The organism is Streptomyces sp. NBC_00390, from assembly GCF_036057275.1.
Classification (GTDB): Bacteria; Actinomycetota; Actinomycetes; order Streptomycetales; family Streptomycetaceae; genus Streptomyces.
Map to the genome: position 1 here is coordinate 6116794 of NZ_CP107945.1, position 20603 is coordinate 6137396.

Annotated in this window: 20 protein-coding genes; 7 read left to right on the forward strand and 13 right to left on the reverse strand. The window is 71.1% G+C overall.

Annotated elements, in window-relative coordinates:
* Positions 1-30: 30 nt before the first annotated feature.
* The 7 genes from OHS70_RS26995 to pdxR form a co-directional block, all read right to left on the reverse strand.
* A complete protein-coding gene (locus tag OHS70_RS26995) occupies positions 31-609 on the reverse strand; it encodes a winged helix-turn-helix domain-containing protein (protein ID WP_328401427.1) in 579 nt (192 codons plus the stop codon).
* 292 nt (positions 610-901) lie between these two features.
* A complete protein-coding gene (locus OHS70_RS27000; protein WP_328401429.1) occupies positions 902-2659 on the reverse strand; it encodes a hypothetical protein in 1758 nt (585 codons plus the stop codon).
* 69 nt (positions 2660-2728) lie between these two features.
* Entirely contained in the window at positions 2729-3760 is a 1032-nt protein-coding gene (gene glnII, locus OHS70_RS27005) for a glutamine synthetase (RefSeq protein WP_328401431.1), read from the reverse strand.
* 108 nt (positions 3761-3868) lie between these two features.
* A complete protein-coding gene (locus OHS70_RS27010) occupies positions 3869-5056 on the reverse strand; it encodes an ARPP-2 domain-containing protein (RefSeq protein ID WP_328401433.1) in 1188 nt (395 codons plus the stop codon).
* On the reverse strand, positions 5053-6468 hold the full coding sequence (locus OHS70_RS27015) for a hypothetical protein (RefSeq protein ID WP_328401435.1): 1416 nt from the start codon (positions 6466-6468) through the stop codon (positions 5053-5055). Before OHS70_RS27015 ends, OHS70_RS27010 begins: the two co-directional genes overlap by 4 nt.
* A gap of 357 nt (positions 6469-6825) precedes the next feature.
* Entirely contained in the window at positions 6826-7779 is a 954-nt protein-coding gene (locus OHS70_RS39150; protein WP_443062662.1) for a hypothetical protein, read from the reverse strand.
* A 130-nt stretch (positions 7780-7909) separates the two neighbouring features.
* Positions 7910-9310, reverse strand: coding sequence for a MocR-like pyridoxine biosynthesis transcription factor PdxR (gene pdxR, locus OHS70_RS27025; protein WP_328401437.1), 1401 nt, complete (start codon positions 9308-9310; stop codon positions 7910-7912).
* A 47-nt stretch (positions 9311-9357) separates the two neighbouring features.
* Between pdxR and OHS70_RS27030 the strand changes: the two genes are divergently transcribed.
* Positions 9358-9834 (forward strand): carboxymuconolactone decarboxylase family protein, encoded by a 477-nt coding sequence (locus OHS70_RS27030; protein ID WP_328401439.1) that lies wholly within the window; start codon positions 9358-9360, stop codon positions 9832-9834.
* Positions 9835-9940: 106 nt separating this feature from the next.
* Here OHS70_RS27030 and OHS70_RS27035 read toward each other — a convergent pair whose 3' ends face one another.
* Positions 9941-10303, reverse strand: a complete 363-nt coding sequence (locus OHS70_RS27035) for an arsenate reductase family protein (RefSeq protein WP_328401441.1) — start codon at positions 10301-10303, stop codon at positions 9941-9943.
* A gap of 122 nt (positions 10304-10425) precedes the next feature.
* Between OHS70_RS27035 and OHS70_RS27040 the strand changes: the two genes are divergently transcribed.
* The gene (locus tag OHS70_RS27040) at positions 10426-10728 is read left to right on the forward strand and encodes a hypothetical protein (protein WP_328401443.1); all 303 of its coding nucleotides are present in this window, start codon (positions 10426-10428) and stop codon (positions 10726-10728) included.
* Positions 10729-10852: 124 nt separating this feature from the next.
* Here the strand turns inward: OHS70_RS27040 and OHS70_RS27045 are convergent, their stop codons facing one another.
* The 4 genes from OHS70_RS27045 to OHS70_RS27060 form a co-directional block, all read right to left on the reverse strand.
* On the reverse strand, positions 10853-11308 hold the full coding sequence (locus OHS70_RS27045; protein ID WP_328401445.1) for a hypothetical protein: 456 nt from the start codon (positions 11306-11308) through the stop codon (positions 10853-10855).
* Between the two features lie 117 nt (positions 11309-11425).
* Positions 11426-11593: a hypothetical protein gene (locus tag OHS70_RS27050; RefSeq protein WP_328401447.1), complete on the reverse strand. Its 168-nt coding sequence runs from the start codon at positions 11591-11593 to the stop codon at positions 11426-11428.
* Positions 11594-11751: 158 nt separating this feature from the next.
* Positions 11752-11919 (reverse strand): hypothetical protein, encoded by a 168-nt coding sequence (locus OHS70_RS27055; protein WP_328401448.1) that lies wholly within the window; start codon positions 11917-11919, stop codon positions 11752-11754.
* 53 nt (positions 11920-11972) lie between these two features.
* Entirely contained in the window at positions 11973-13289 is a 1317-nt protein-coding gene (locus OHS70_RS27060) for a phosphoribosyltransferase (protein WP_328401449.1), read from the reverse strand.
* Between the two features lie 94 nt (positions 13290-13383).
* Between OHS70_RS27060 and OHS70_RS27065 the strand changes: the two genes are divergently transcribed.
* The 4 genes from OHS70_RS27065 (at position 13384) to OHS70_RS27080 (ending at position 18234) form a co-directional block, all read left to right on the forward strand.
* Entirely contained in the window at positions 13384-14349 is a 966-nt protein-coding gene (locus OHS70_RS27065; RefSeq protein ID WP_328401451.1) for a CapA family protein, read from the forward strand.
* A gap of 271 nt (positions 14350-14620) precedes the next feature.
* On the forward strand, positions 14621-15490 hold the full coding sequence (locus OHS70_RS27070; protein ID WP_328401453.1) for a HalD/BesD family halogenase: 870 nt from the start codon (positions 14621-14623) through the stop codon (positions 15488-15490).
* 75 nt (positions 15491-15565) lie between these two features.
* Positions 15566-16411: a class I SAM-dependent methyltransferase gene (locus OHS70_RS27075; RefSeq protein ID WP_328401455.1), complete on the forward strand. Its 846-nt coding sequence runs from the start codon at positions 15566-15568 to the stop codon at positions 16409-16411.
* Positions 16408-18234, forward strand: coding sequence for a choline/carnitine O-acyltransferase (locus OHS70_RS27080; RefSeq protein WP_328401457.1), 1827 nt, complete (start codon positions 16408-16410; stop codon positions 18232-18234). Before OHS70_RS27075 ends, OHS70_RS27080 begins: the two co-directional genes overlap by 4 nt.
* Positions 18235-18467: 233 nt before the next feature.
* Here OHS70_RS27080 and glnA read toward each other — a convergent pair whose 3' ends face one another.
* Positions 18468-19877 carry a type I glutamate--ammonia ligase gene (gene glnA, locus OHS70_RS27085; RefSeq protein ID WP_328401459.1) on the reverse strand — a complete coding sequence of 470 codons (1410 nt, stop codon included), beginning with the start codon at positions 19875-19877 and terminating at the stop codon, positions 18468-18470.
* A 221-nt stretch (positions 19878-20098) separates the two neighbouring features.
* Between glnA and OHS70_RS27090 the strand changes: the two genes are divergently transcribed.
* The gene (locus OHS70_RS27090; protein WP_328401461.1) at positions 20099-20566 is read left to right on the forward strand and encodes an RDD family protein; all 468 of its coding nucleotides are present in this window, start codon (positions 20099-20101) and stop codon (positions 20564-20566) included.
* Positions 20567-20603 lie beyond the last annotated feature (37 nt).

Sequence of the window (20603 nt, forward strand, 5' to 3'; positions counted from 1 at the left end):
ACGGATCCGGGACCAGGCCCGTCTGCCGTATCAGGGTGTGTACTTGTAGCCGACCCGCCGCACCGTCTGAATGGTGCGCCGGTGATCGGCACCCAGCTTGCGCCGCAGCCGGGCCACATGGACATCGACGGTCCGGCCGTCGCCGACATGTCCGTAGCCCCACACGGTCGACACCAACTGGTCCCGGCTGTGCACCCGGTGGGGATGGGCGACGAGATGCGCGAGCAGCTCGAACTCGAGGTACGTCAGGTCCAGCGTCCGCCCGTCCACCTCGGCGGTGCGCTGCACCGTGTCGATCAGCACCGGACCGTCACCGGCCGGAGCCTGCGGCTGCGGTGCGGGCACGAGTGCGGGCTGCTGATCGGCCGGCACGAGCACCAGATAGCCGACCATCGGCGGCCGGCCCGGCAGCGCGGGCAGGGTGTGCTGGGGTGCGGGCAGCCAGGTGGCCCCCGGCGGAAGGAAGTTCGCGACATCGACGACATCGACGACCTCGTCACGGTCGACGGCACGCAGTCGGTGGCGGCCCGCAAGGGCCTGCGCGGTCGCGGCAGTGGCAGGGGCGGCAGCGGTGGAGAAGGATCCGGCGGAGATACGGGTGTTCGCCATGAGAGGTCAGCTCTTTCGCGCGGAGGAGGTCGTCGAGTCGTCGAGAGACGGACGTACGTCGTGCGCGCTGGCCGAAGACCGGGGTGAGCGGTGTTAGAGGGCCTGCGCGTTCACCGCGCGGCAACACACCCGGTCGAAGTCGTCATGCTGCCGGGACGGCCAGAACGGCTCGAGGTCGCTGCGACCTGTCGCGATGTGCTGGAAGCTGGCCATGTCCCCATTGAAGCAGACCCCCCGCCGTCACCGCAGGGTGCTTCCACACGTTGATACGTGATCTTGTCGGCATCTGTGGTCAGTGTGCGACCGCCGCCAGCAGCTCCCGCGCCAGCGCCCGTGCCTCGTAATCGGCATGCGGTGCCGCGCCGTTCAGGATGTCGGGTGACATGACGCGCCGGGCGGAGTACGCGAATCGCTCCACCGTGGGGCGGGCGATGTCCGGGAGCAGCGCCATGTCGCGCAGCGCCCGCAGCCATTCCAGGTGATGGGGGGCGAACTGGTCGGTGCGGGCGAGGCGTTCCGCCAGCACCGGGGCGGTGTCCTCGGTGCGGCCGGTGATCCGCCAGATCGCCAGCGCGGCCGCCGCCTGGACATGCCACCAGGGCCTGGCCAGCTGGGCCTCGATCTCCGGCAGCAGCCCGGCAGCCAAGGGCCCGAGTGCGCCGGCGGTGTGCACGCCGTTGCCTTCGGCCAGGTCGGTGCGCAGGGCCGCCACCACGACCGACGGGTCTGCCGTGACGCGGGCGTAGGCGAGCGCCGACTCCTTGCTGCCCTTGCGCGCATGCCCGAGGAGGGCGCGCGTCGCCGCGGGGCCCGCGTCGGCGCCGAGTGAGCCCAGCACGCCGGCGGAGTGCGGCAGCAGTCGGACGAGGTCGTCCACCGAGGCGGCGGCGAGTGCCGGGAAGTCGCCCAGCACGCCGAGCCACTCGCTGCGGGGCCGGGCCAGGACCCGCAGCGCGACCGGCTCCGCCGCCGCGCCGTACACCTCCACGGCCGCCCGTACGGCGTCGGCCACACCCTCGGTCCCGGGTATCTCATCCATCAGCCGCAGCACGAGTCCGAGTGCGTCCGGCACCCGCAGCCGTACCGCCACCAGGGTTGCCGCCACCCGCATCTGCGGTTGCGGCGAGCGGAGATGCACCTCCAGCCAGGGGGCGGGTTCGCCGCCGTCCACCGCGGCCGCCTCGCGCGCGATGTCCCGCAGGTCGTACGGGCCTTCCACCGATGCCACGAGCCACGGCAGCACATCCTGCTCGCGGTCGCGCCAGATGCGCGTGATCGCCGAAGCCAGGGGCATCCCCCGCGCGACCGCCCGCAGTGCCGCGTCCGGGTCGTCCAACAGCCGCTCGTCCAGGGACCGGTAGTGCTCCGGCCAGGGTGCGTCGGCCTCGAGAGCGGGCTCGCCGTCGTACGTGTCCAGCGCGAGGTCGACCAGGTCCACCGGGAGCGGGAGCGGTGCCGTACGCAGCAGATCGACGGCGGCCGCCCGGCGCACCAGCGGTTCCGGAGCGGCCAGCAGGGCGCGTGCCCGGGCGGTACGGGCGTCGTCGGAAGGGTCCAGCAGACCGAGCGCCGTGACGATGTCCGCCCGGATCCCGGGGTCGTTCTCCTCGTCGAGCCGGGCCCGCAGCAGGGGCAGGAGCGGCAGCGCGTAGTCGTCGCACACGCTGATCAGCCACACCATGGCCTTGCGTACGGCGTCCTCCCCGTCCGCGGCAAGGCCCAGCAGGGACGGCATCACCTCCGCGACCGCCCGGCGCACCTGGAGGTACTCGCGCCCGTTGCCGTCCGCCGCGCCGCCGAGCAGCCACAGCATCCGTACCCGGTCACCGGACCCGTGCAGCGCGAGGTGTGCGAGGAACGGCACCGCGGCGGCCGTGGCCGAGTAGATCGACCCCTGGTGACAGAGCGAGGAGAACAGGTCCTCGAACGCCTGCTCCTGCTCGTCCTCGTCAGCCGATTGCGCGGCACGCAGCAGGTCCGGCACATCGTCCGCGGGCCCGTAGGCGTGCTCGAGCCCCGCCCAGTCGATGTCGTCGATCCCCTCCAGCACGGACAAGACCCTACGGCAGAGGGGCGTCCGCCGGATCGGCGGACGCCCCTCTGCCCTGAAGCCTTCGGCTCAGACCTGGCCGGCTTTCTCCAGCGCCGAGCAGCAGGTGTCCACGATCAGGCGGGTCACCAGGTACGGGTCGACGTTGGCGTTCGGGCGGCGGTCCTCGATGTAGCCCTTGCCGTCCTGCTCGACCTGCCACGGGATACGGACCGAGGCACCGCGGTCGGAGACGCCGTAGCTGTACTCGTTCCACGGGGCGGTCTCGTGCAGACCGGTGAGGCGGTCGTCGATGCCCGCGCCGTAGTTCTTGACGTGGTCGAGCGGCTTGGAGCCCTCACCGAGCGACTCGCACGCGGTGATGATCGCGTCGTAGCCCTCGCGCATCGCCTTGGTGGAGAAGTTGGTGTGCGCGCCCGCGCCGTTCCAGTCGCCCTTCACCGGCTTCGGGTCCAGCGTCGCGGAGATGTCGAAGTCCTCGGCGGTGCGGTAGAGCAGCCAGCGGGCCACCCACAGCTGGTCCGCGACCTCGAGGGGCGCCAGCGGGCCGACCTGGAACTCCCACTGGCCGGGCATGACCTCGGCGTTGATGCCGGAGATGCCCAGGCCCGCCTTGAGGCAGTTCTCCAGGTGCGCCTCGACGACGTCACGGCCGAAGATCTCGTCCGAGCCGACACCGCAGTAGTAGCCGCCCTGCGCGGCCGGGAAGCCGCTCTCGGGGAAGCCGAGCGGGCGCGAGCCCTTGAAGAAGGTGTACTCCTGCTCGATGCCGAAGATCGGCTCCTGCGCGGCGAACTTCTCGTAGACCTCGACCAGCGCGGCGCGGGTGTTGGAGGCGTGCGGGGTCATGTCCGTGTTGAGGACCTCGCACATCACCAGCACGTCGTCGCCGCCGCGGATCGGGTCCGGGCAGGAGAAGACGGGCTTGAGGACCCGGTCGGAGGCGTGACCCTCGGCCTGGTTGGTGCTGGACCCGTCGAAGCCCCAGATGGGCAGCTCGGCGACGCCGGCGGCGGAACCCGTCAGTATCTTCGTCTTCGAGCGAAGCTTGGCGGTCGGCTCGGTGCCGTCGATCCAGATGTACTCAGCCTTGAAGGTCACGGGGCCTCATCCTTTGCGGGTGCAGCGGTATGGCGCGCAGCTTCGCAATTCGCGATTTCCCGGCCGTTGCCCATGTGTGAACCCCACGTTACGTGGCAAACACAGCGGTCAGCGGCGGCGTGCCAGGCGCGACCGGCGGGCCACCTCGTGTGCGTCGAGCAGCGATCCGAGGCCCGCGTCCCGGATGCGGGCCACCAGCGCGTCATGACTGCTGCCCAGCGCGGCGGCGGTCCTCTCCAGGTGCCAGTCGTTGTCGTGCAGGGTGCCGAGAAGATGGCCGCGCCGGATCTGCGCCGCCGAGAGCCGGAAGGTCTTGAGATACGCGACACAGCCCTTGTGGTCCGTGATGACCTCGCCGATGTGCTGCTCCGGCAGACCGCGCCGGAACGACGGCAGGAAGCGCCACAGGGTGAACGCGTCCATCCGGTGTACCCGTTGGAAGGCGTAGCTGCTGTCCAGCAGCCGGTCCGCCATGAACGTGCCGTGGTTCTCGGCCCACAGGCGCTCCTGCGCACGGGCCGCCGTACGCAGATCCGCGACCGTCCGCAGCAGCGGGCTGTCCCGGATGTGCGCCGCGAAGTCGGCCACGGGCATCCCGAAGTGCGCGTACTGGTACACCAGCTCCCCGTACATGTCCTCGATCAGGGTGGGGTGCAGGGTCCGGTAGTCGTCGGGGTGCGGCACCACGAAAGCGGCGGCGAGCGCGTCGGAGGCGTACACGAGCACACCGCACTGGCCCGGGTGGATCTCGAAGATGCGCAGCACCTCGGCGAGGCCGCTCACCGCCCAGCCGCCGTACGCGGCCTCGGAACGCGGCGACAGACCCTGCCGTACCGCCTGCTGGGACCACTCGTCCCACACGATCGACGGTCCGCGGAAGTGCAGCGCCAGATACCCCTCGAGCGCGAGGTGCAGCGGCAGAAAGCGACATTTTGTGGCTCCGCCACGGAGCAGCCGCTTCTCCGTCACGCCCTTGGAGCGGACCCGCTTGGCCATCCGGTGGTGGCGCCGCACGGGGATGCAGTCCGGGACGCGGGTGCCGGCCGGCCCGTCCAGCTGCGTGCCGTACGCCGCCCGCTCGCCGTCCTCGCCCGACCAGTCGGCGACGAAGCCGTGCGGGATGTAGGAGCAGTACTCCGTGCGCGGCGCGACCTGGACCCGGCCGTACCCCTCGTGGACGCGGCGGTGCAGCCGCAGTCCCGCCACCGGCTCCTCGCGCACCAGCGGCACCAGCCGGATGCCGCCCCACACCTGGGCGGGCATGGTGCGCAGCCCGGTCATGTCCAGTCTGTTCACGATGCTCCTTCCAGGAAGCGGTCGGTCCGTTCGTCCAGGTACGCCTGCAGTTCGGCCGCTCCGGTGCGGCCCTCGGCGAACTGCGCGATCTCCACCAGCGCGGCCAGGTCCTCCGCGTCCCGGATACCGGTCGTCGGCACGCTCGGCGCGAGGCGGCGCACATCGAAGACGTCGGCGTCGTATACAGGGTTCACATGCACCACACTGGTGCGCCGCTCGGGATCGAGCCGGGTGCGCCAGACGCGCAGCACCTCACCGGCGAGGCCGGGCGGCGCGTTGTCCCAGCCGTCCGAGACGATCACCAGCCGCTGCGGAGCATCCTCCAGCGCGTCCAGGATGCGGCTGCCCAGCGGGGTGGGCCCGATCGGCCGTACGAGCAGCGGATCGCGCGCACCCGACGTCCAGTGCGCCCGGTAGGACCCCGGCTCCGCCAGCGCCTCCAGCAGGAAGTGGCAGCCGAGGGCGACCGCCAGCGGACGGCGCCGCTTCACGGACGAACCGGACGCGGAGTAGCTGTCGTCCAGCACGGCGGCCACGCGGCCCCAGGTGCCGGCGTACGGGCCGGCGGAGCGCCGCGCGGCTGACCGCAGAGCCCCGGTCAGCTCGGCGCGCCGGGCAACCCGCTCGTCGATCGGCAGCGCCAGCACATACAGGGCAAGCCGGGTCAGCGGCATGAAGCCGAGCTCGGCGGACGTCCCGGCGGAGCGCTGGGTGCGCAGCCGCTCGAGCCGGGTCATGCGCGGCGCGATCCGCTCAAGGAACTGCGCGCGCGCAACGCCGTGCTTGGCCGCGAAACCCTCGGCGACGGTGTACGGCAGCTCATAGATCGCGGCCTGCTCGAAGTGGGCGCGGCGGTAGGCGTCGAGGAAAGCGTGCTCATAGCGCGCCCGCTTGCCCGGACGGAACAGGAAGTCCCCCAACTCGTCTTCTCCGAGCCGAAGATGGGCATGGCGCGCCAGCGTCGTCAGCCCGCTGCGGTACTTCACCGCGTCATGGCCCGCATCCGGCCGTGCCGCCAGCCAGTCGCGCATGATCGCGCGGGTACGGCGGTTGTTGACCTTGGCGGCGCGCAGCGCGCGGAAGATCCGGTACACGCGCTGCGGCGGGAGGGCGGTCAGCCGGGCGGCGATCAGCGCGCCCTCGGTGCGCTTCTCGCCCGCGCTCGCCTCACCCGCGGTGCGCAGCAGGCGCTCCACGATCAGTGCGGCGTTGTGGTCGTTGATGTCGAGCGCGAGCGCTGCGGCATACACGGACCGGTAGTTGACGCGGACGTACTCGTGCAGAAAGGACAGCGACAGCCGCTGCTCGTCTGCCTGGGAGCGGAATTCGCGCTGCCCGGTCGAGGTGACGGCGGCATTGACGAACAGCAGCACGTCCTCGGCCGCGATCAGGTCGGCGAAGGTCTCCGCCATGGTCCGTCCCCCATCGCTTCCCCCCATGCGGATGCACGGAAATGCAGGAGCCGGCCGGGGAATGGAGGCGCGATCAGCGAAATCACTGCTGCATAGGCAAGTCCCGGAAGTCGCACCGGAGTCCCGCGACCGGCGGGGGAAACGTAACACCGTTCGACCTGCGTTCCGCGGGATTTTCCTGGCCGGTGACGGCCGCCGGCTCCCGCGCCTGTCCGATCAGCCTGCCCCGGCCTGCCGGGTCGTGGACCCGGCAGGCCGAGGTGTGGCCGGCCGTCCGGCGTGTGCCCGGTCGGCCGAGGGTTCGGGGGCGGCCGACCGGGCGGGCCGGCCGACGGGTCGGGCCGGTCCCTGGGGTCCTCAGCCGACGCGCTCGATGCGCGCCTTGCGGATCAGGAACTTGCCGGGCTCGCGTACCTGCTCGAAGGCGGCGTTGTTGAGCAGCGCGCAGCTGCCGGACGCCGAGGTGACCTCGACGGTCGTCGACTTGTTGTTGTCGAGGTTGGTGACCTTGAGTTTGGTGCCGACCGGGAACTGGCCGCTGGAGGCGGCGGGGGCGCCGCCCTCACCGGAGAGCGTCACCGTCGAGCCGGCGCAGACGACTTCACCGGTGGCACCTGCGTCGCCACCGCCGGCGGCGGGCGGCGCCGCCTCGGCCGGGGGCTCTTCCGCCGGCGGTGCCGCCTCGGCCGCTCCGCCGCCGACCTTCTCGATACGGACGTTGCGGATCACGTTCTTGCCCGCCTCGCGTACCTGCTCGAAGGCCGCGGCGTTCAGCAGCGCACAGCTTCCGGAGGTCGACTTCACCTCGACGGTGGTGGTCTTGTTGTTGTCGAGGTTGGTGACCTTGAGCTGGGTGCCGATCGGGAACTGGCCGCTGGAGGCCGCCGGTGCGCCGCCGTCGCCGGAGAACGTGAGGTTCTGTCCGGCGCAGACGACATCTCCTGCAGCACCGGCGTCACCGCCGCCGCCCGCGGGCGGTGCCGCCTCGGCCGGGGGCTCGGCCGGAGCCGCCGCCTGGTCACCGCCGCCGCCCGCACCCTCCGCACAGCCTGCGGCCTTCTGCTGCACCTTGATCTGTGCGATCACCGCCTCACGGTTGGCGATCCGCGCGGCCGACTGGGCGTCCGGGTTGGCCCGTTGACCGGCGATGAAGTTCTCGTTGTTGCGGATCGCCTGGACGAGGCCGTCACAGGCCGCCGATGATGCCTGGCTTGTCCCGGTCATGACAATCGCAGTACCGCCGACCATGGCTGCGGCTCCGACGAGGAGGGCGATCTTCTTCTTACCGCTGAGGGTCTTCTTGCGCGACACGAAAGGGCTCCTGTCCCCGGCCGTGAACGGCGGCCGGATGGTTCCTGTGCCCCTACGTACGAGTAGCCCGAGGGAAGCATTCAGCCGTCTCACCTGTCTCTTCCTTAACTTTCCTTAAGGTGACGGACCGTCAATCCAGTGGCAGTGCACGGCACAACGCATCCAGGGCGCCGGGATACAGGTGCTCGGGCGGAGTCGCGTACCCGACCACCAGGCCGTCGCGGCTCTCGCCCGCGTACCCGGGATGCCGGTAGCCCGCCAGCCCATCGACCGCCAGTCCCTGCCAGGCGGCGGCCTTCACCACGGCACGCTCCGTTCCCCGCGGCAGTTCGATTACGGCGTGCAGCCCTGCCGCCATCCCGCTCACCCGGACCTGCGGCGCCCGCTCCGCCAGCACCGACACCAGGCGGTCGCGCCGCCGCCGGTGCCGCTGCCGCATCCTGCGCACATGCCGGTCGTACGCCCCGGAGGCGATGAAGTCCGCGAGCGTGAGCTGCTCGGTGGCGCTCGCGTACTGCTCGCGCTCGCCCTTCGTCCTCACCACCTCCTCCACGAGCTGCCCGGGCAGCACCATCCAGCCGATGCGCAGCGTGGGGGACAGGCTCTTGCTCACCGATCCCATGAACACCACCCGGTCCGGGTCCAGGCTCTGCACCGCGCCCACCGGCCGGCGGTCGTAACGGAACTCGCCGTCGTAGTCGTCCTCCAGGACGACACCACCCGTGGACCGCGCCCAGTCCACGACGGCCGTACGGCGCGCCGCCTGCAGCGGACCACCGGTCGGGAACTGGTGCGCGGGGGTGAGCAGCACAGCTTGCTCGTCCCCCAACTGGTCTGATCTGGCGCCGTGTTCGTCGACACCGAGCGGCACGGTGGTCACCTTCTCGGCGGCGAGCAGGTCGCGGTGGAAGGGCAGCCCGTACGACTCCACCGCCCATCGCCCGCCCACGACCGACGCCATCAGCCGCAGGGCGTGCGCGGTCCCGGAGCACACCACGATCCGCTCCGGGCTCGTGCGCACCCCGCGGACCCGGGCCAGATATCCGGCCAGCGCCACTCTCAGCTCCCGCCGGCCGCGCGGATCGCCGGGCCCGAAGGCGTCGTGCGGCGCGGCAGTCAGCGCCCGCCGGGCCGACGCCAGCCAGGCCGCACGCGGAAACACCGACGGATCGGGCTGCCCCTGCACCAGGTCGTACACCGGCTTCGCCGGCCGCACCGGGGTGCGCCGGCTGCGTACGGGGGTGAGCGGGGCCGCCCGCTCGGCGACCCGCGTCCCCGAGCCCTGGCGCGCGGTCAGCCAGCCCTCGGCGACCAGTTCGGCGTACGCGTCGCCGACGGTGTTACGGGCGATCCCGAGGTCGGCGGCGAGGGAACGGTACGGCGGCAGCCGGGTGCCCGGCGCCAGCCGCCCGCTCTGGACCGCCTCGCGCAGCGCACGCATCAGAACGGCACGCCGGCTGCCCGGCCCGGTCAGCTCCAGATGCAGATCGGCCCCGAGCCGCTCCGCGAAATTGACCCATGATTCCGCCATGGAAATGCACCTTACAAGCGGTCGCCCGGGTCATTAGATTCGTACCCATGACGACGACAGAGACCTCGCAGACGGCCACCACCCGCATCAACTTCGCCAAGCTGGCCCCCAAGGCGTTCCGTGCCGTGATCGGCCTGGACGCCGCGGCCCGGCAGGGCCTGGACCCGGCGCTCGTCGAGCTGGTGCAGATCCGCTCGTCCCAGCTCAACCACTGCGCGTACTGCCTGCACATGCACACGAGCGACGCCCGCAAGGCCGGCGAGAGCGAGGAACGCCTGCACATGACCGGGGTCTGGCGCGAGGCCCGGCACTTCTTCACCCCCAAGGAGCAGGCCGCGCTGGCCCTCACCGAAGCGGTGACGCTGGTGGCGGAGCGCGGGGTCCCGGACGCGGTCTACGCGCAGGCGGCCGAGCACTTCGAGGAGCAGGAGCTCGCCCAGTTGCTGGCCCTGATCTTCACGATCAACACCTGGAACCGGATCGCCCTGGCAACGGGCAAGGTCGCGGGCACCGACGAACGCTGAGCGCGGGAACGCAGGCGGATCAGTTCCGGATCGGCTTCCCGACTCAAGCCTTCCGCGAAGGCCGGGACCGGACCGGGCCGTCCTGTCTGCCCTGTCTGTTCGGCCGTCAGCCCCGGCCGAGGGCGTCCCGTACCGCCTCCTCCGTACGCCCCACCACCGCCGTCCCGTCGTCCGCGGTGATGATAGGCCGCTGGATCAGCTTGGGGTGCTCGGCCAGCGCCCCGATCCACCGGTCGCGCGAACCGGTGTCGCGCGCCCACTCCTTGAGCCCCAGCTCCTTCGCTGCGGCCTCCTCGGTCCGGGTGATGTCCCACGGCTCGAGCCCGAGCCGGTCCAGCACCTCGCGGATCTCGTCCGGGGTCGGCACATCCTCCAGATAGCGCCGGACGGTGTACGCGGCGCCCTCCTCGTCGAGCAGATCGATGGCGCTGCGGCACTTCGAACAGGCGGGGTTGATCCAGATCTCCATACCGGCAACGGTACCGCTCACCGGTCGCTCAAACACCGCCTGGCCAGGGACGATTGTCAGTGGCTGCCGGTAGACTGAACAGTAGTTCGGGATGGTCCCGCCACCGCGCCAGGAGGTTGCCGATGGCCGTTGCCACAGTCACGACGAAGCCCCTTTCCCTGCCTCTGCCCACGCCGACATCCGCGACGTACCAGCCCCTGAAGAAGAAGCCGCTCCCGGCCGGACAGCCGCGCGAGTGGTACGTGACGCACAACCGCCGTCTGAAGGCCATGCGCCTGGCGATCGCGCTGCTCGACTCGGGTGTCTACCACCCGGCGACCGCCGACAACCGGCGGATACGGGAGACGGCGGAGCGCATCGGCATCCACGCACCGTCCGACACGACGTGCCGGATGGTCAGGGCGCTGATCCGCTACGGACGCTGACAGCTGTCACGGGCGGGGTGCCGGCTCGGCCGGCGCCCCGCCCGTGGCGGCACAGCCTTTCACCGGGTAGTAGGTCAGCTTCTGCACAGTGATCGCCATCGGGCGATCGTATGTGCGGCCGGGCTCAGGAGGCGATGCAGGCGGCGGTCGCGAAGGCCCCGGAAGCGGTCGCCGTCCTGGGCGTCCCGTCATCGACGCTCACACTGCAGGTCGCCCGCCCACCGCCGACGCCGAGCGTCACGACCACCGTGCCGCTGCGGCCGCGGCCCTCGGCCTCCACCTCCTTGCGCCATGGCAGGGCGGTGGCCGTCTCCTGATCCATGACGATGTCCCCGTCGGTCCAGACGGAGTACGCGACGGTCACGTTCTTCGCGTCGCCGGTGACCTCGTACCGCACCTTCGCGGTCCGCCAGACCTCGTCCGAGACCTCGCTCACGACCAGACCGACGGCGCCGACGCACCCGCCGGCCAGCAGCAGAGCGACGACCAGCACCACCCACGGCCACCGCATGCCCCGCTGGGCCGCGGGGCCCTGGGGCGGCGGTGTGTCCCAGCCCTGCCGGTTGCGCGACTCGCTCATGCGGCCAGAGTCACCCCCGCGGTCCCGCGACGCGACCCGGGCCACCCGCAGGACGGGCCGGTCGCCACGCAGGGAGCATGAACCCGCACGACCGGCGGCCGTCGGGTGTCGTCACCCTTACGGCTCGAGCGATCCGGGCGGTGGGGGGCCGAGTCGCACGACCATGTCACCAGCGCGCGGAACGACCTCCTGAGTCTCCGTGACCGGCTCCAGGCGGCCGTCGGCACGCACGACGAAGAGCGTGTCGTACCCGGTCCCAGGGGTGGTGTCCGCGGGCTCCACCACGAAACGGTCCCCTCCTTCGTACCGTGCTGCCGGCGTGGGACGGACCAGGCGCAGTCCGAACAGGATGTCCCCGCCTGTGCACGGTCGGTCCACAAGGACTCGGCCGCAGTGGCCCGGCGCTTGACCCGTGCGGCGGTTCTGCCCGCCGGGCCGTGCGTTCAGCCCGCGAGGGCGGACCGGAGCCGGGCGATGTCCTCCCCGTCCTTGGCCCGGCGTGGCATGCCCGGGACCCGGACCGGCATCATCGGCTTGATCTCGATCCGGGCCTCGGCGCTGATGACCCGGCATCGCATGTCACCGATCGCGCCGCCAGCGGCGTCGAGCATGCCGTCCGGCCACGGTTCAGGCAAGCGGCAGCGCGCGCCGGCCAGGACCGGGTTCAGGCCGCCCTGGACGGCAGATGGCCGGTGAACCAGTCCGCCGCCAGGGACGAGACCTGCTCAAGCGCCCCCGGTTCCTCGAAGAGATGCGTGGCACCGGGAACGACCTCGACACGGTGCTCGCAGGCCATGAGGGCAGCCGCCTGGTAGTTGAGTTCGAGTACGAGCGTGTCTCGGCCGCCCACGATCAGCAGCGTGGGGGCGCGCACATCGGCGAGCCAGGAGGCCGCCAGGTCGGGGCGGCCGCCACGGGACACCACGGCGGCGATGTCCGCCTCCGGTTCCGCCGCGGTCGTCAGGGCCGCCGCCGCACCCGTGCTCGCGCCGAAGCAGCAGACCGGAAGGCCGTACTCGGTCCGCAGCCACCGGGTCGCGCCGGTGAGCCGCCCGGCGAGGAGCGGGATGTCGAAGACCCGCTCGCGGTCGTTGTCCTCGCCGGGGGTGAGCAGGTCGAAGAGCAGCGTGCCCAGCCCGGCCCGCTGCAGGTCCTCGGCCACTGCACGGTTGCGCGGGCTGTGCCGGCTACTGCCGCTGCCGTGCGCGAAGGCCACGATCGCGGGCGCGTCGTGGGGGAGCGAGAGATCGCCGGACAGTTCGACACCGGCCGCCCGCACCACCACCTCCGGGTCGGTGCCGGCCGTGCCCTCGGGATCCGGCGTCCGGCTCCCGGGACCCGTCGGGTCGTGTGCCGCCTCGGCCAGCAAGGCTCCGACCTCCTCGTCGGACGTCTGAGAGAAGTCCTGGTACCAGCGGCCCACCGATCCGAAGTCGCCCGGAGAGGCCAGACAGACCACGTCGTCCGCCTCCTGCCGCAGCCAGGCCACCGAATCGGCCGGAGCCAGCGGCACGGCCAGCACGACCCGGGCCGCGCCCTGTGCCCGCGCCACCCGGCACGCCGCCGCAGCGGTGGAACCCGTGGCGACACCGTCGTCGACCACGACAGCGGTCCGCCCCTCGACCGGAACCCGCGACCGGTGCCCCCGGTACTGGGCCAGCCGCCGCTCCAGCACCGACCGCTCGGCCTCCTCCACGGCAGCCTGCTGGCGCTGCCCGACCTGCGCCATCCGCACCACGTCCTCGTTCAGGATCCGCACGCCGCCCTCGCCGATGGCACCGAACCCCAGCTCGGGCTGGACGGGCACCCCCAACTTACGGACGACGATCACATCGAGCGGTGCCCCCAGCGCCCGGGCCACCCGGGCCGCCACCGGAACCCCGCCACGCGGCAGCCCCAGGATCACCGGATCCCGCAGCCCGAGCTTCAGCACCGCATCGGCCAGCTGGTCCCCGGCCGACTCACGATCGACGAACAGCACGGTCCATCTCACCTCCCGGAAGGTCCCCCTCCAGCTTGCGCTTCCGTCCCGGTCCGGGGCGACCGACACTGGTGGTGGCAGGTGGTGACCGACGATGACCCTCACGATCGCCCTGGCAGGCGACACGATGCTCGGCCGCGGTGTCGCCGGCCACCTCGACGCGTTCGGACCGGGCTCGCTCTTCGCGCCCGAGCTGAAATCCGTCGTGGACCGGGCGGACCTGTTCCTGCTCAACCTCGAATGCTGCGTCTCGGCCCGCGGCCACCGCGCCCGGATACCTGGGAAGCCCTTCTTCTTCAGGGCGCCGCCGTCCGCCGCCGAGGCCCTCGCACTCCTTGGCGTGGATGTCGTCACCCTGGCCAACAACCACGCGCTCGACTACGGTCCGGAAGCTCTCGACGACACCCTGTCACTGCTCGCCGACGCGGGCATCGGGACGGTCGGAGCGGGCCCCGACGCCGCCCGCGCCCGTGCGCCGCTGGTCCTGAAGGCCGGCGGACTGCGCATCGGGCTGCTGGGCATCGCCGACCACCCCGAGGAGTTCGCCGCGGGACCGGACACCCCCGGCACCGCCTATGCCGACCTCCACCACGGCGTACCGCCCTGGCTCACCGAAGCCGTCCGCGACCTGCGCGAGGACACGGACATCACCCTGGTCACCGCCCACTGGGGTCCGAACATGGCCCCCCGCCCCGTCCGCGACGTCGAGCGCTCCGCCCCCACCCTGCTGGACGCCGGCGCCGACCTGGTCATCGGCCACTCCGCCCATGTCTTCCAGGGCTTCACCGGCCGCGTCCTGTTCGACCTCGGCGACTTCATCGACGACTACGCGGTCGATCCCCGCCTCCGCAACGACCTCGGCCTGCTCTTTCTCGCCACTCTGGAAGGCCGCACCCTCCGGCGCGTGGACGCGTACCCCATCGCCCTCGACTACTGCCACACCCGTCCCGCCGCCCCCGACGAGTACGCGTGGATCCGCTCCCGCCTCACCCGAGCGTGCGCCCCCTTCGGCACGAAGGTGACCGACGAGGGCGACTGTCTGACGGCCCGGTGGGCCTGACGGACAAGGCCGCGCGCACGCAGCCCCGCATGCCACGGGCCCCGCCGCCCTCGTACGCATGGTCGACGCAGTGTGACGTGTCACAGACAACCAGACCGACCCTGTGGGAGTTTCAACTTCGCTGCTTCGTATCGGAGTTGCTGACGAGCTGACGGTGACGACCGGACGCCACGCGAAACCCATCGGTCCACCCCGCGGGGCCGAGGACCGGAATCGCGGGCCGACGGGGCATCAGGCTCGGCACGGTCTGCCCGCACGTGGAGAGGATCGAATGAGCACCCTGGAAGCCATGACCTTCGACCAGGTGGTCGACACGGACCGGTACCCCCTGTCGGAACCCGAGAGCGCCGAGGCGCAGGCCGTCGTATCCCGTGCCCGGCGCGAACTGGCCGGCCTCGGCTGCACCGTGCTGCCCGACTTCATCCGCCCGTCCCTGCGCGACGTCCTGCGCGAGGAGTGTTCGGCCATCGCCCCGCGGGCGCACTTCGACGTCGAAACGGTCAACGTCTACAACATCGCGGTGGACTCCGCCCTGCCGGAGGACCACCCCGGCCGCAGGACCTTCCAGCGGGGCAACGCGTTCGTCGCGCGCGACCGTGTCCCCGAGGGCGCCCTCGTCGGCCGGCTCTACTCCCACACGGTGTTCCAGCACTTCATCGCCCGCTGCTTCGGGCTGCCTCAGCTGCACGAGCTGGCGGACCCGCTCTCCGGGCTGGTCCTCAACGTCGTCCAGCCGGGCATGGAGCACCCCTGGCACTTCGACACCAACGAGTTCACCGTCAGCATGCTCACCCAGCAGGCTCAGTCCGGCGGCGACTTCGAGTACTGCCCGAACATCAGGTCCGCGCAGGACGAGCGCTTCGACGACGTCCGTGACGTCCTGGACGGCCGCGGCGAGCGGCTGATCCGGCGCCTCCCACTACAGCCCGGTGACCTGCAGCTTTTCAAGGGCCGCTACTCGCTGCACCGGGTGAGCCCGGTGCGGGGCGAGACCGCCCGTCACTCCGCGATCTTCGCCTACAGCGAGCGCCCCGGCGTCATCGGCAGCGTGGCACGGACCCGGCAGCTCTTCGGCCGCGTACTGCCCGAGCACCTGGCGGCCGAGGGCCGGGCCGTCAGGGGGGACCGGCTGCTGGACTAGCAGGCGGCGAGGAGGTTCAGGCGCTGCAGGCCGTTCCCGTTCCCACACTCTGCGATCCACGGAGGAGCAAGCCCCGTGCAGTTCGACGCCACCGGAAAAGTCACGCTCGACCACATCTACTCGCAGCCCGATCCGCGTACCTACTTCCGCGTGCTGCGCCCGCTCGGATACTGCGTTCCGCAGCAGGCAAAGCCCTACTTCGCGAAGTTCATCCAGGAGTACCGGGAGTCCCGGCAGGTGGCCGTACCGAAGGTGCTGGACATCGGCTGCTCCTACGGGATCAACGCCGCGCTGCTGAAGTACGACGCGACGATGGACGAGCTGTACGCCCGCTACGACGACCCGGAGCACGAGGCGGACAGCCGCGACGTCCTGCTGGCCCGCGACCGTGAGCTGTCCCGTTCGCGCCGGCCCGCCCAGGGCATACGCTTCACCGGCCTCGACGCTTCCGGCAGTGCGCTGTCGTACGCCCTCGAGGCCGGGTTCCTCGACGACGCGGTCAACGCCGACCTGGAGAACAACGAGCCCACACCCCACCAGCGGGACCAGCTCGCGGGGACGGACCTGGTCATCTCGACGGGCTGCATCGGCTACGTCACCGAGCGTACCCTCGCCAGGGTCGTCGAGGCACAGGGCGGACGCCGGCCCTGGATGGCGCACTTCGTGCTGCGGATGTTCCCGTTCGACCCCGTCGAGCGGGCCCTGGCCGGCCTGGGCTACCGGACCGTCCGGGTCGAAGAGGTCTTCAAGCAGCGGCAGTTCGCCTCCCCGCAGGAGCAGGCACTCGTGCTCGACAGCATGTCGGCCGCCGGGGTGGATGCGAGGGGCCTGGAAGCGGAAGGCTGGCTCTACGCACAGCTCCACCTTTCCCAGCCGGACGACACGCAGCATTCCGACGAACCGAATCGAGAACAGAAGTGAAGAACAGTCAGGGCACAGCAGGTACGACCTTCTCCCTGGAGGACAGCCTGCCGCGCGTGCCGCTGCCCACGCTCGAGGCGAGCTGCGCGAGGTTCCTCGCCTGGTGCGCGCCGTTGCTGACCGCCGACGAACGGGCGGCGACCGAGGCGGAGGTGGCCGCCTTCCTCGAGCCCGACGGCCCCGGCCGGGTGCTGCACGCGGCGCTGGAGGAGTACGACGCCACGGAGGGCGTGCACAGCTGGCTCGACACCTTCTGGCCGTACCGCTACCTGGGCCGCCGGGACCGGATCGCCCTCAACGCCAACTTCTTCTTCCTGTTCCAGGACTCCGGCAGGGCCCAGGTGGAGCGGGCGGCCGGGCTCATCGCCGGTGCTCTCGCCCACAAGCGGCAGCTCGACCAGGAGCTCGTCCCGCCGGTGGTGCAGCGCGGCGTTCCCCAGTCGATGGTGCAGAACAAGTTCCTCTTCTCCGCCACCCGGATCCCCGGCGTGCGGCAGGACACCGTCCGCGCCCCGTACAGCGCCGAGCGGCCGGGCCCGTCCGACGCCCGGCACATCGTGGTGTTCTCCCGGGGAGGCATGTTCCGGCTGGACGTGTTCGGTCCGGACGGCGCTCCGCACAGCCTCGGCGACCTCGAGGCGGGGCTGCGTGCCGTGATGAAGGCCGGTGCCGAGCCGCCCGCCGCGGACACCTCGGTGGGCCACCTCACCACCATGGCCCGTGCGGAGTGGGCGACGGCCAGGGAGGCCCTGCTCGCCTGCCACCCCCGCAACGCCGAAGCGCTGGAGGACGTGGAGAGCGCGCTGTTCTGCGTCGCTCTGGAGGACTTCGCGCCCGACAGCATCCAGGACGCCTGCGACGAGCTGCTGTACGGCGACCGTGGCAACCGCTGGTTCGACAAGGCCGTGACCTTCATCGTCTTCGCGGACGGCCGGGCGGGTATCAACGTCGAGCACTGCGAGCTGGACGGGACCACCATCCTCAGCTTCACCGACGCCCTGCTCGGCACCCCGGCCGAGGAGCACTCCCGGCGCTCGGGAGCCCTCTCCCAGGGGCAGCCGGCGCTGGAGCCGATCGTGTTCGAGCTGGACGACGCCCTGCGGGCCCAAGTGCGCGCCGCGGCGGACGCGTTCGCCGCCTACGGCGAGGCCACGGCGACGAGGACGGTGTCGTTCGCGGACTTCGGCAGCTCCGCGGCCAAGGCACTGGGGGTGTCGCCGGACGCGTTCGTCCAGGTCGCCTACCAGCTCGCCCACCAGCGCGCGAAGGGCCATCTGGGAGCCACGTACGAGTCGATCGCCACCCGTCAGTACCGCAACGGGCGCACCGAGGCGATGCGCGTCGTCACCCCCGAGATGCAGGCGTTCGTCACGGCGATGGACGACCCGGCGGCGGACGCAGCCACCCGGCGCGGCGCCCTCCGGGCCGCAGCCGCCCAGCATGTGGCGCGGGCGAAGGACTGCCAGGCCGGACAGGTGCCCGAGCAGCACCTGTGGGAGCTGGAGCTGATCCAGCGCCGGCGCGGGGCGGAACTGGGTGTGACCGAGCAGCCCGCGCTGTACCGGACGCCGGGCTGGCTGACGATGCGGGACGACTACCTGAGCACCAGTTCCGCGCCGTCCGTCAACATCCAGTACTTCGGCTTCGGATCGACGAGCAGCCGGTGCATCGGGGTCGCCTATGTGCTGCTGCCCGACCGGTTCAACGTCTATCTGAGCACGCCACAGGCGGTGGCCGGCCAGATGGAGAGGTTCGCCGACGAGCTGGGCAGGGCGCTGGAGGAGATGCGGGAGCTGCTGGCGTCCGAGCGGTCCGCGGACTGACAGGCGGCCGGCAGGGGCCGTCACACCACAGCAGGGTGGCGGCCCCTCCGGCTTGTCGTCGGCCGGCGGACGACGGGCCCGGAAGGGGGGCCGTACGGTCCCGTCCGGGAAATCGGACTGCGTCCGCGCAACGCAATGGGCCGTCGGCCGAGGCCTTCCGGTGAAGGAAGGGCACGGCCGACGGCCCACAGACGGTCCAGGAGAGCGAAAACCCGCTCTGACCTGTGGCGTTCTTAGATGTCGAAGTAGAGCTCGAACTCGTGCGGGTGCGGACGCAGCTGGATCGGGGCGATCTCGTTCGTCCGCTTGTAGTCGATCCACGTCTCGATCAGGTCCGACGTGAAGACGCCGCCGGCCTGGAGGTACTCGTTGTCCGCCTCGAGCGCGTCGAGGACCGCCGGGAGCGAGGTCGGGACCTGCGGGACGCCCGCGTGCTCCTCGGGGGCCAGCTCGTAGAGGTCCTTGTCGATCGGCTCGGCGGGCTCGATCTTGTTCTTCACGCCGTCGAGGCCCGCGAGCAGCAGGGCGGAGAACGCCAGGTACGGGTTGGACGACGGGTCCGGGGCGCGGAACTCGACGCGCTTGGCCTTCGGGTTCGAGCCCGTGATCGGGATACGCATGGCCGCCGAGCGGTTGCGCTGCGAGTAGACCAGGTTGACCGGGGCCTCGAAGCCGGGGACCAGGCGGTGGTACGAGTTCACCGTCGGGTTGGTGAAGGCCAGCAGCGACGGAGCGTGCTTGAGGATGCCGCCGATGTAGTAGCGGGCGGTGTCCGACAGGCCCGCGTAGCCCTGCTCGTCGTAGAAGAGCGGGGAGCCGCCCTGCCACAGCGACTGGTGGACGTGCATGCCCGAGCCGTTGTCGCCGAAGATCGGCTTCGGCATGAAGGTCGCGGTCTTGCCGTTGCGCCAGGCGACGTTCTTCACGATGTACTTGAAGAGCATCAGGTCGTCGGCCGCGGCGAGCAGCGTGTTGAACTTGTAGTTGATCTCGGCCTGGCCGGCGGTGCCGACCTCGTGGTGCTGGCGCTCGACCTGGAGGCCCGCGGCCTCCAGCTCCAGGGAGATCTCGGCGCGCAGGTCGGCGAAGTGGTCGACCGGCGGGGCGGGGAAGTAGCCGCCCTTGTAGCGGACCTTGTAGCCACGGTTGTCCTCGACCGCGCCGGTGTTCCAGGCGCCTGCCTCGGAGTCGATGTGGTAGAAGCCCTCGTTCGCCGTGGTGTTGAAGCGCACGTTGTCGAAGACGTAGAACTCGGCCTCGGGGCCGAAGTACGCGGTGTCCGCGATGCCGGTGGAGGCGAGGTAGGCCTCGGCCTTCTTGGCGATGTTGCGCGGGTCGCGGCTGTACTGCTCGCCCGTGATCGGGTCGTGGATGAAGAAGTTGATGTTGACGGTCTTGTCGCGGCGGAACGGGTCGAGACGCGCCGTCGACAGGTCCGCGCGCAGCGCCATGTCGGACTCGTGGATCGCCTGGAAGCCACGGATCGAGGAGCCGTCGAACGCGAGCTCGTCGTTCGGGTCGAACGCCGTGGCCGGAATCGTGAAGTGCTGCATGACGCCCGGAAGGTCGCAGAACCGGACGTCGATCATCTTCACGTCGTTGTCCGCGATGTACTTCTTGGCCTCGTCGGCGTTCTGGAACATCCAACTCCTCCTACTCCCACCCGGGGGAGGGGTGGGGTTGCAGCTCGTCCGTGCGGCCAGTGCGGTGGCACACGCTGGACCCGACCATAGGCAGACCGGATTTCTCAAGCATGACCCATTTGTTTCGCAGACGTTAACCGGACCGGAGTCAGTGCTGTGTCAAAACCGGTGGAAACACCCCGGCCCGCGGGGGGTGAAACCTGGCCCAGTACCGTGTAGGGGTGGACAAGAGGCAAGCAATCGGATCATGGCTCTCCGGGCCGCGCGCGGCCGCCGAGGACATGGGGGTCGACTTCGGGTACCGGGGCCGGCAGCTCGGTCTGCCGGAGAGCGGACCGGGTTCCGTGGCTACCTTCGGCCGGCGGTTCGGCGCCCTGCTGGTCGACTGGGGACTGTGCGTCCTGATCGCATACGGCCTGTTCACGGGTGGTGGCCAGCAGGCGACGTCGAACCGGGCCCTGATCATCTTCCTGGTCCTGAGCCTGCTGACCGTGGGTACCGTCGGCTTCACTCCCGGCAAGCGGCTCTTCGGACTGCGCGTCATCGCCGAGAACGGCGAGCGGCTCGGTGTCGGCCGGGTCGTCGTGCGCAGTCTGCTGCTGTGCCTGGCGATCCCGGCCCTGGTCTGGGACCGCGACGGGCGCGGGCTGCACGACCGCCTCGCCCGCGCCGTGCAGGTGCGGATCTAGCCGATCCGGCGGCGGAACGAGCCGGAGGACGGACACG

Bases quoted from the DNA above. Each gene is read 5' to 3' on its own strand.
- OHS70_RS26995 (WP_328401427.1), bottom strand. From the start codon at position 609: ATGGCGAACACCCGTATCTCCGCCGGATCCTTCTCCACCGCTGCCGCC.
- OHS70_RS27015 (WP_328401435.1), bottom strand. From the start codon at position 6,468: ATGGCGGAGACCTTCGCCGACCTGATCGCGGCCGAGGACGTGCTGCTG.
- pdxR (WP_328401437.1), bottom strand. From the start codon at position 9,310: ATGGCGGAATCATGGGTCAATTTCGCGGAGCGGCTCGGGGCCGATCTG.
- OHS70_RS27030 (WP_328401439.1), top strand. From the start codon at position 9,358: ATGACGACGACAGAGACCTCGCAGACGGCCACCACCCGCATCAACTTC.
- OHS70_RS27035 (WP_328401441.1), bottom strand. From the start codon at position 10,303: ATGGAGATCTGGATCAACCCCGCCTGTTCGAAGTGCCGCAGCGCCATC.
- OHS70_RS27040 (WP_328401443.1), top strand. From the start codon at position 10,426: ATGGCCGTTGCCACAGTCACGACGAAGCCCCTTTCCCTGCCTCTGCCC.
- OHS70_RS27045 (WP_328401445.1), bottom strand. From the start codon at position 11,308: ATGAGCGAGTCGCGCAACCGGCAGGGCTGGGACACACCGCCGCCCCAG.
- OHS70_RS27055 (WP_328401448.1), bottom strand. From the start codon at position 11,919: ATGCTCGACGCCGCTGGCGGCGCGATCGGTGACATGCGATGCCGGGTC.
- OHS70_RS27065 (WP_328401451.1), top strand. From the start codon at position 13,384: ATGACCCTCACGATCGCCCTGGCAGGCGACACGATGCTCGGCCGCGGT.
- OHS70_RS27070 (WP_328401453.1), top strand. From the start codon at position 14,621: ATGAGCACCCTGGAAGCCATGACCTTCGACCAGGTGGTCGACACGGAC.
- glnA (WP_328401459.1), bottom strand. From the start codon at position 19,877: ATGTTCCAGAACGCCGACGAGGCCAAGAAGTACATCGCGGACAACGAC.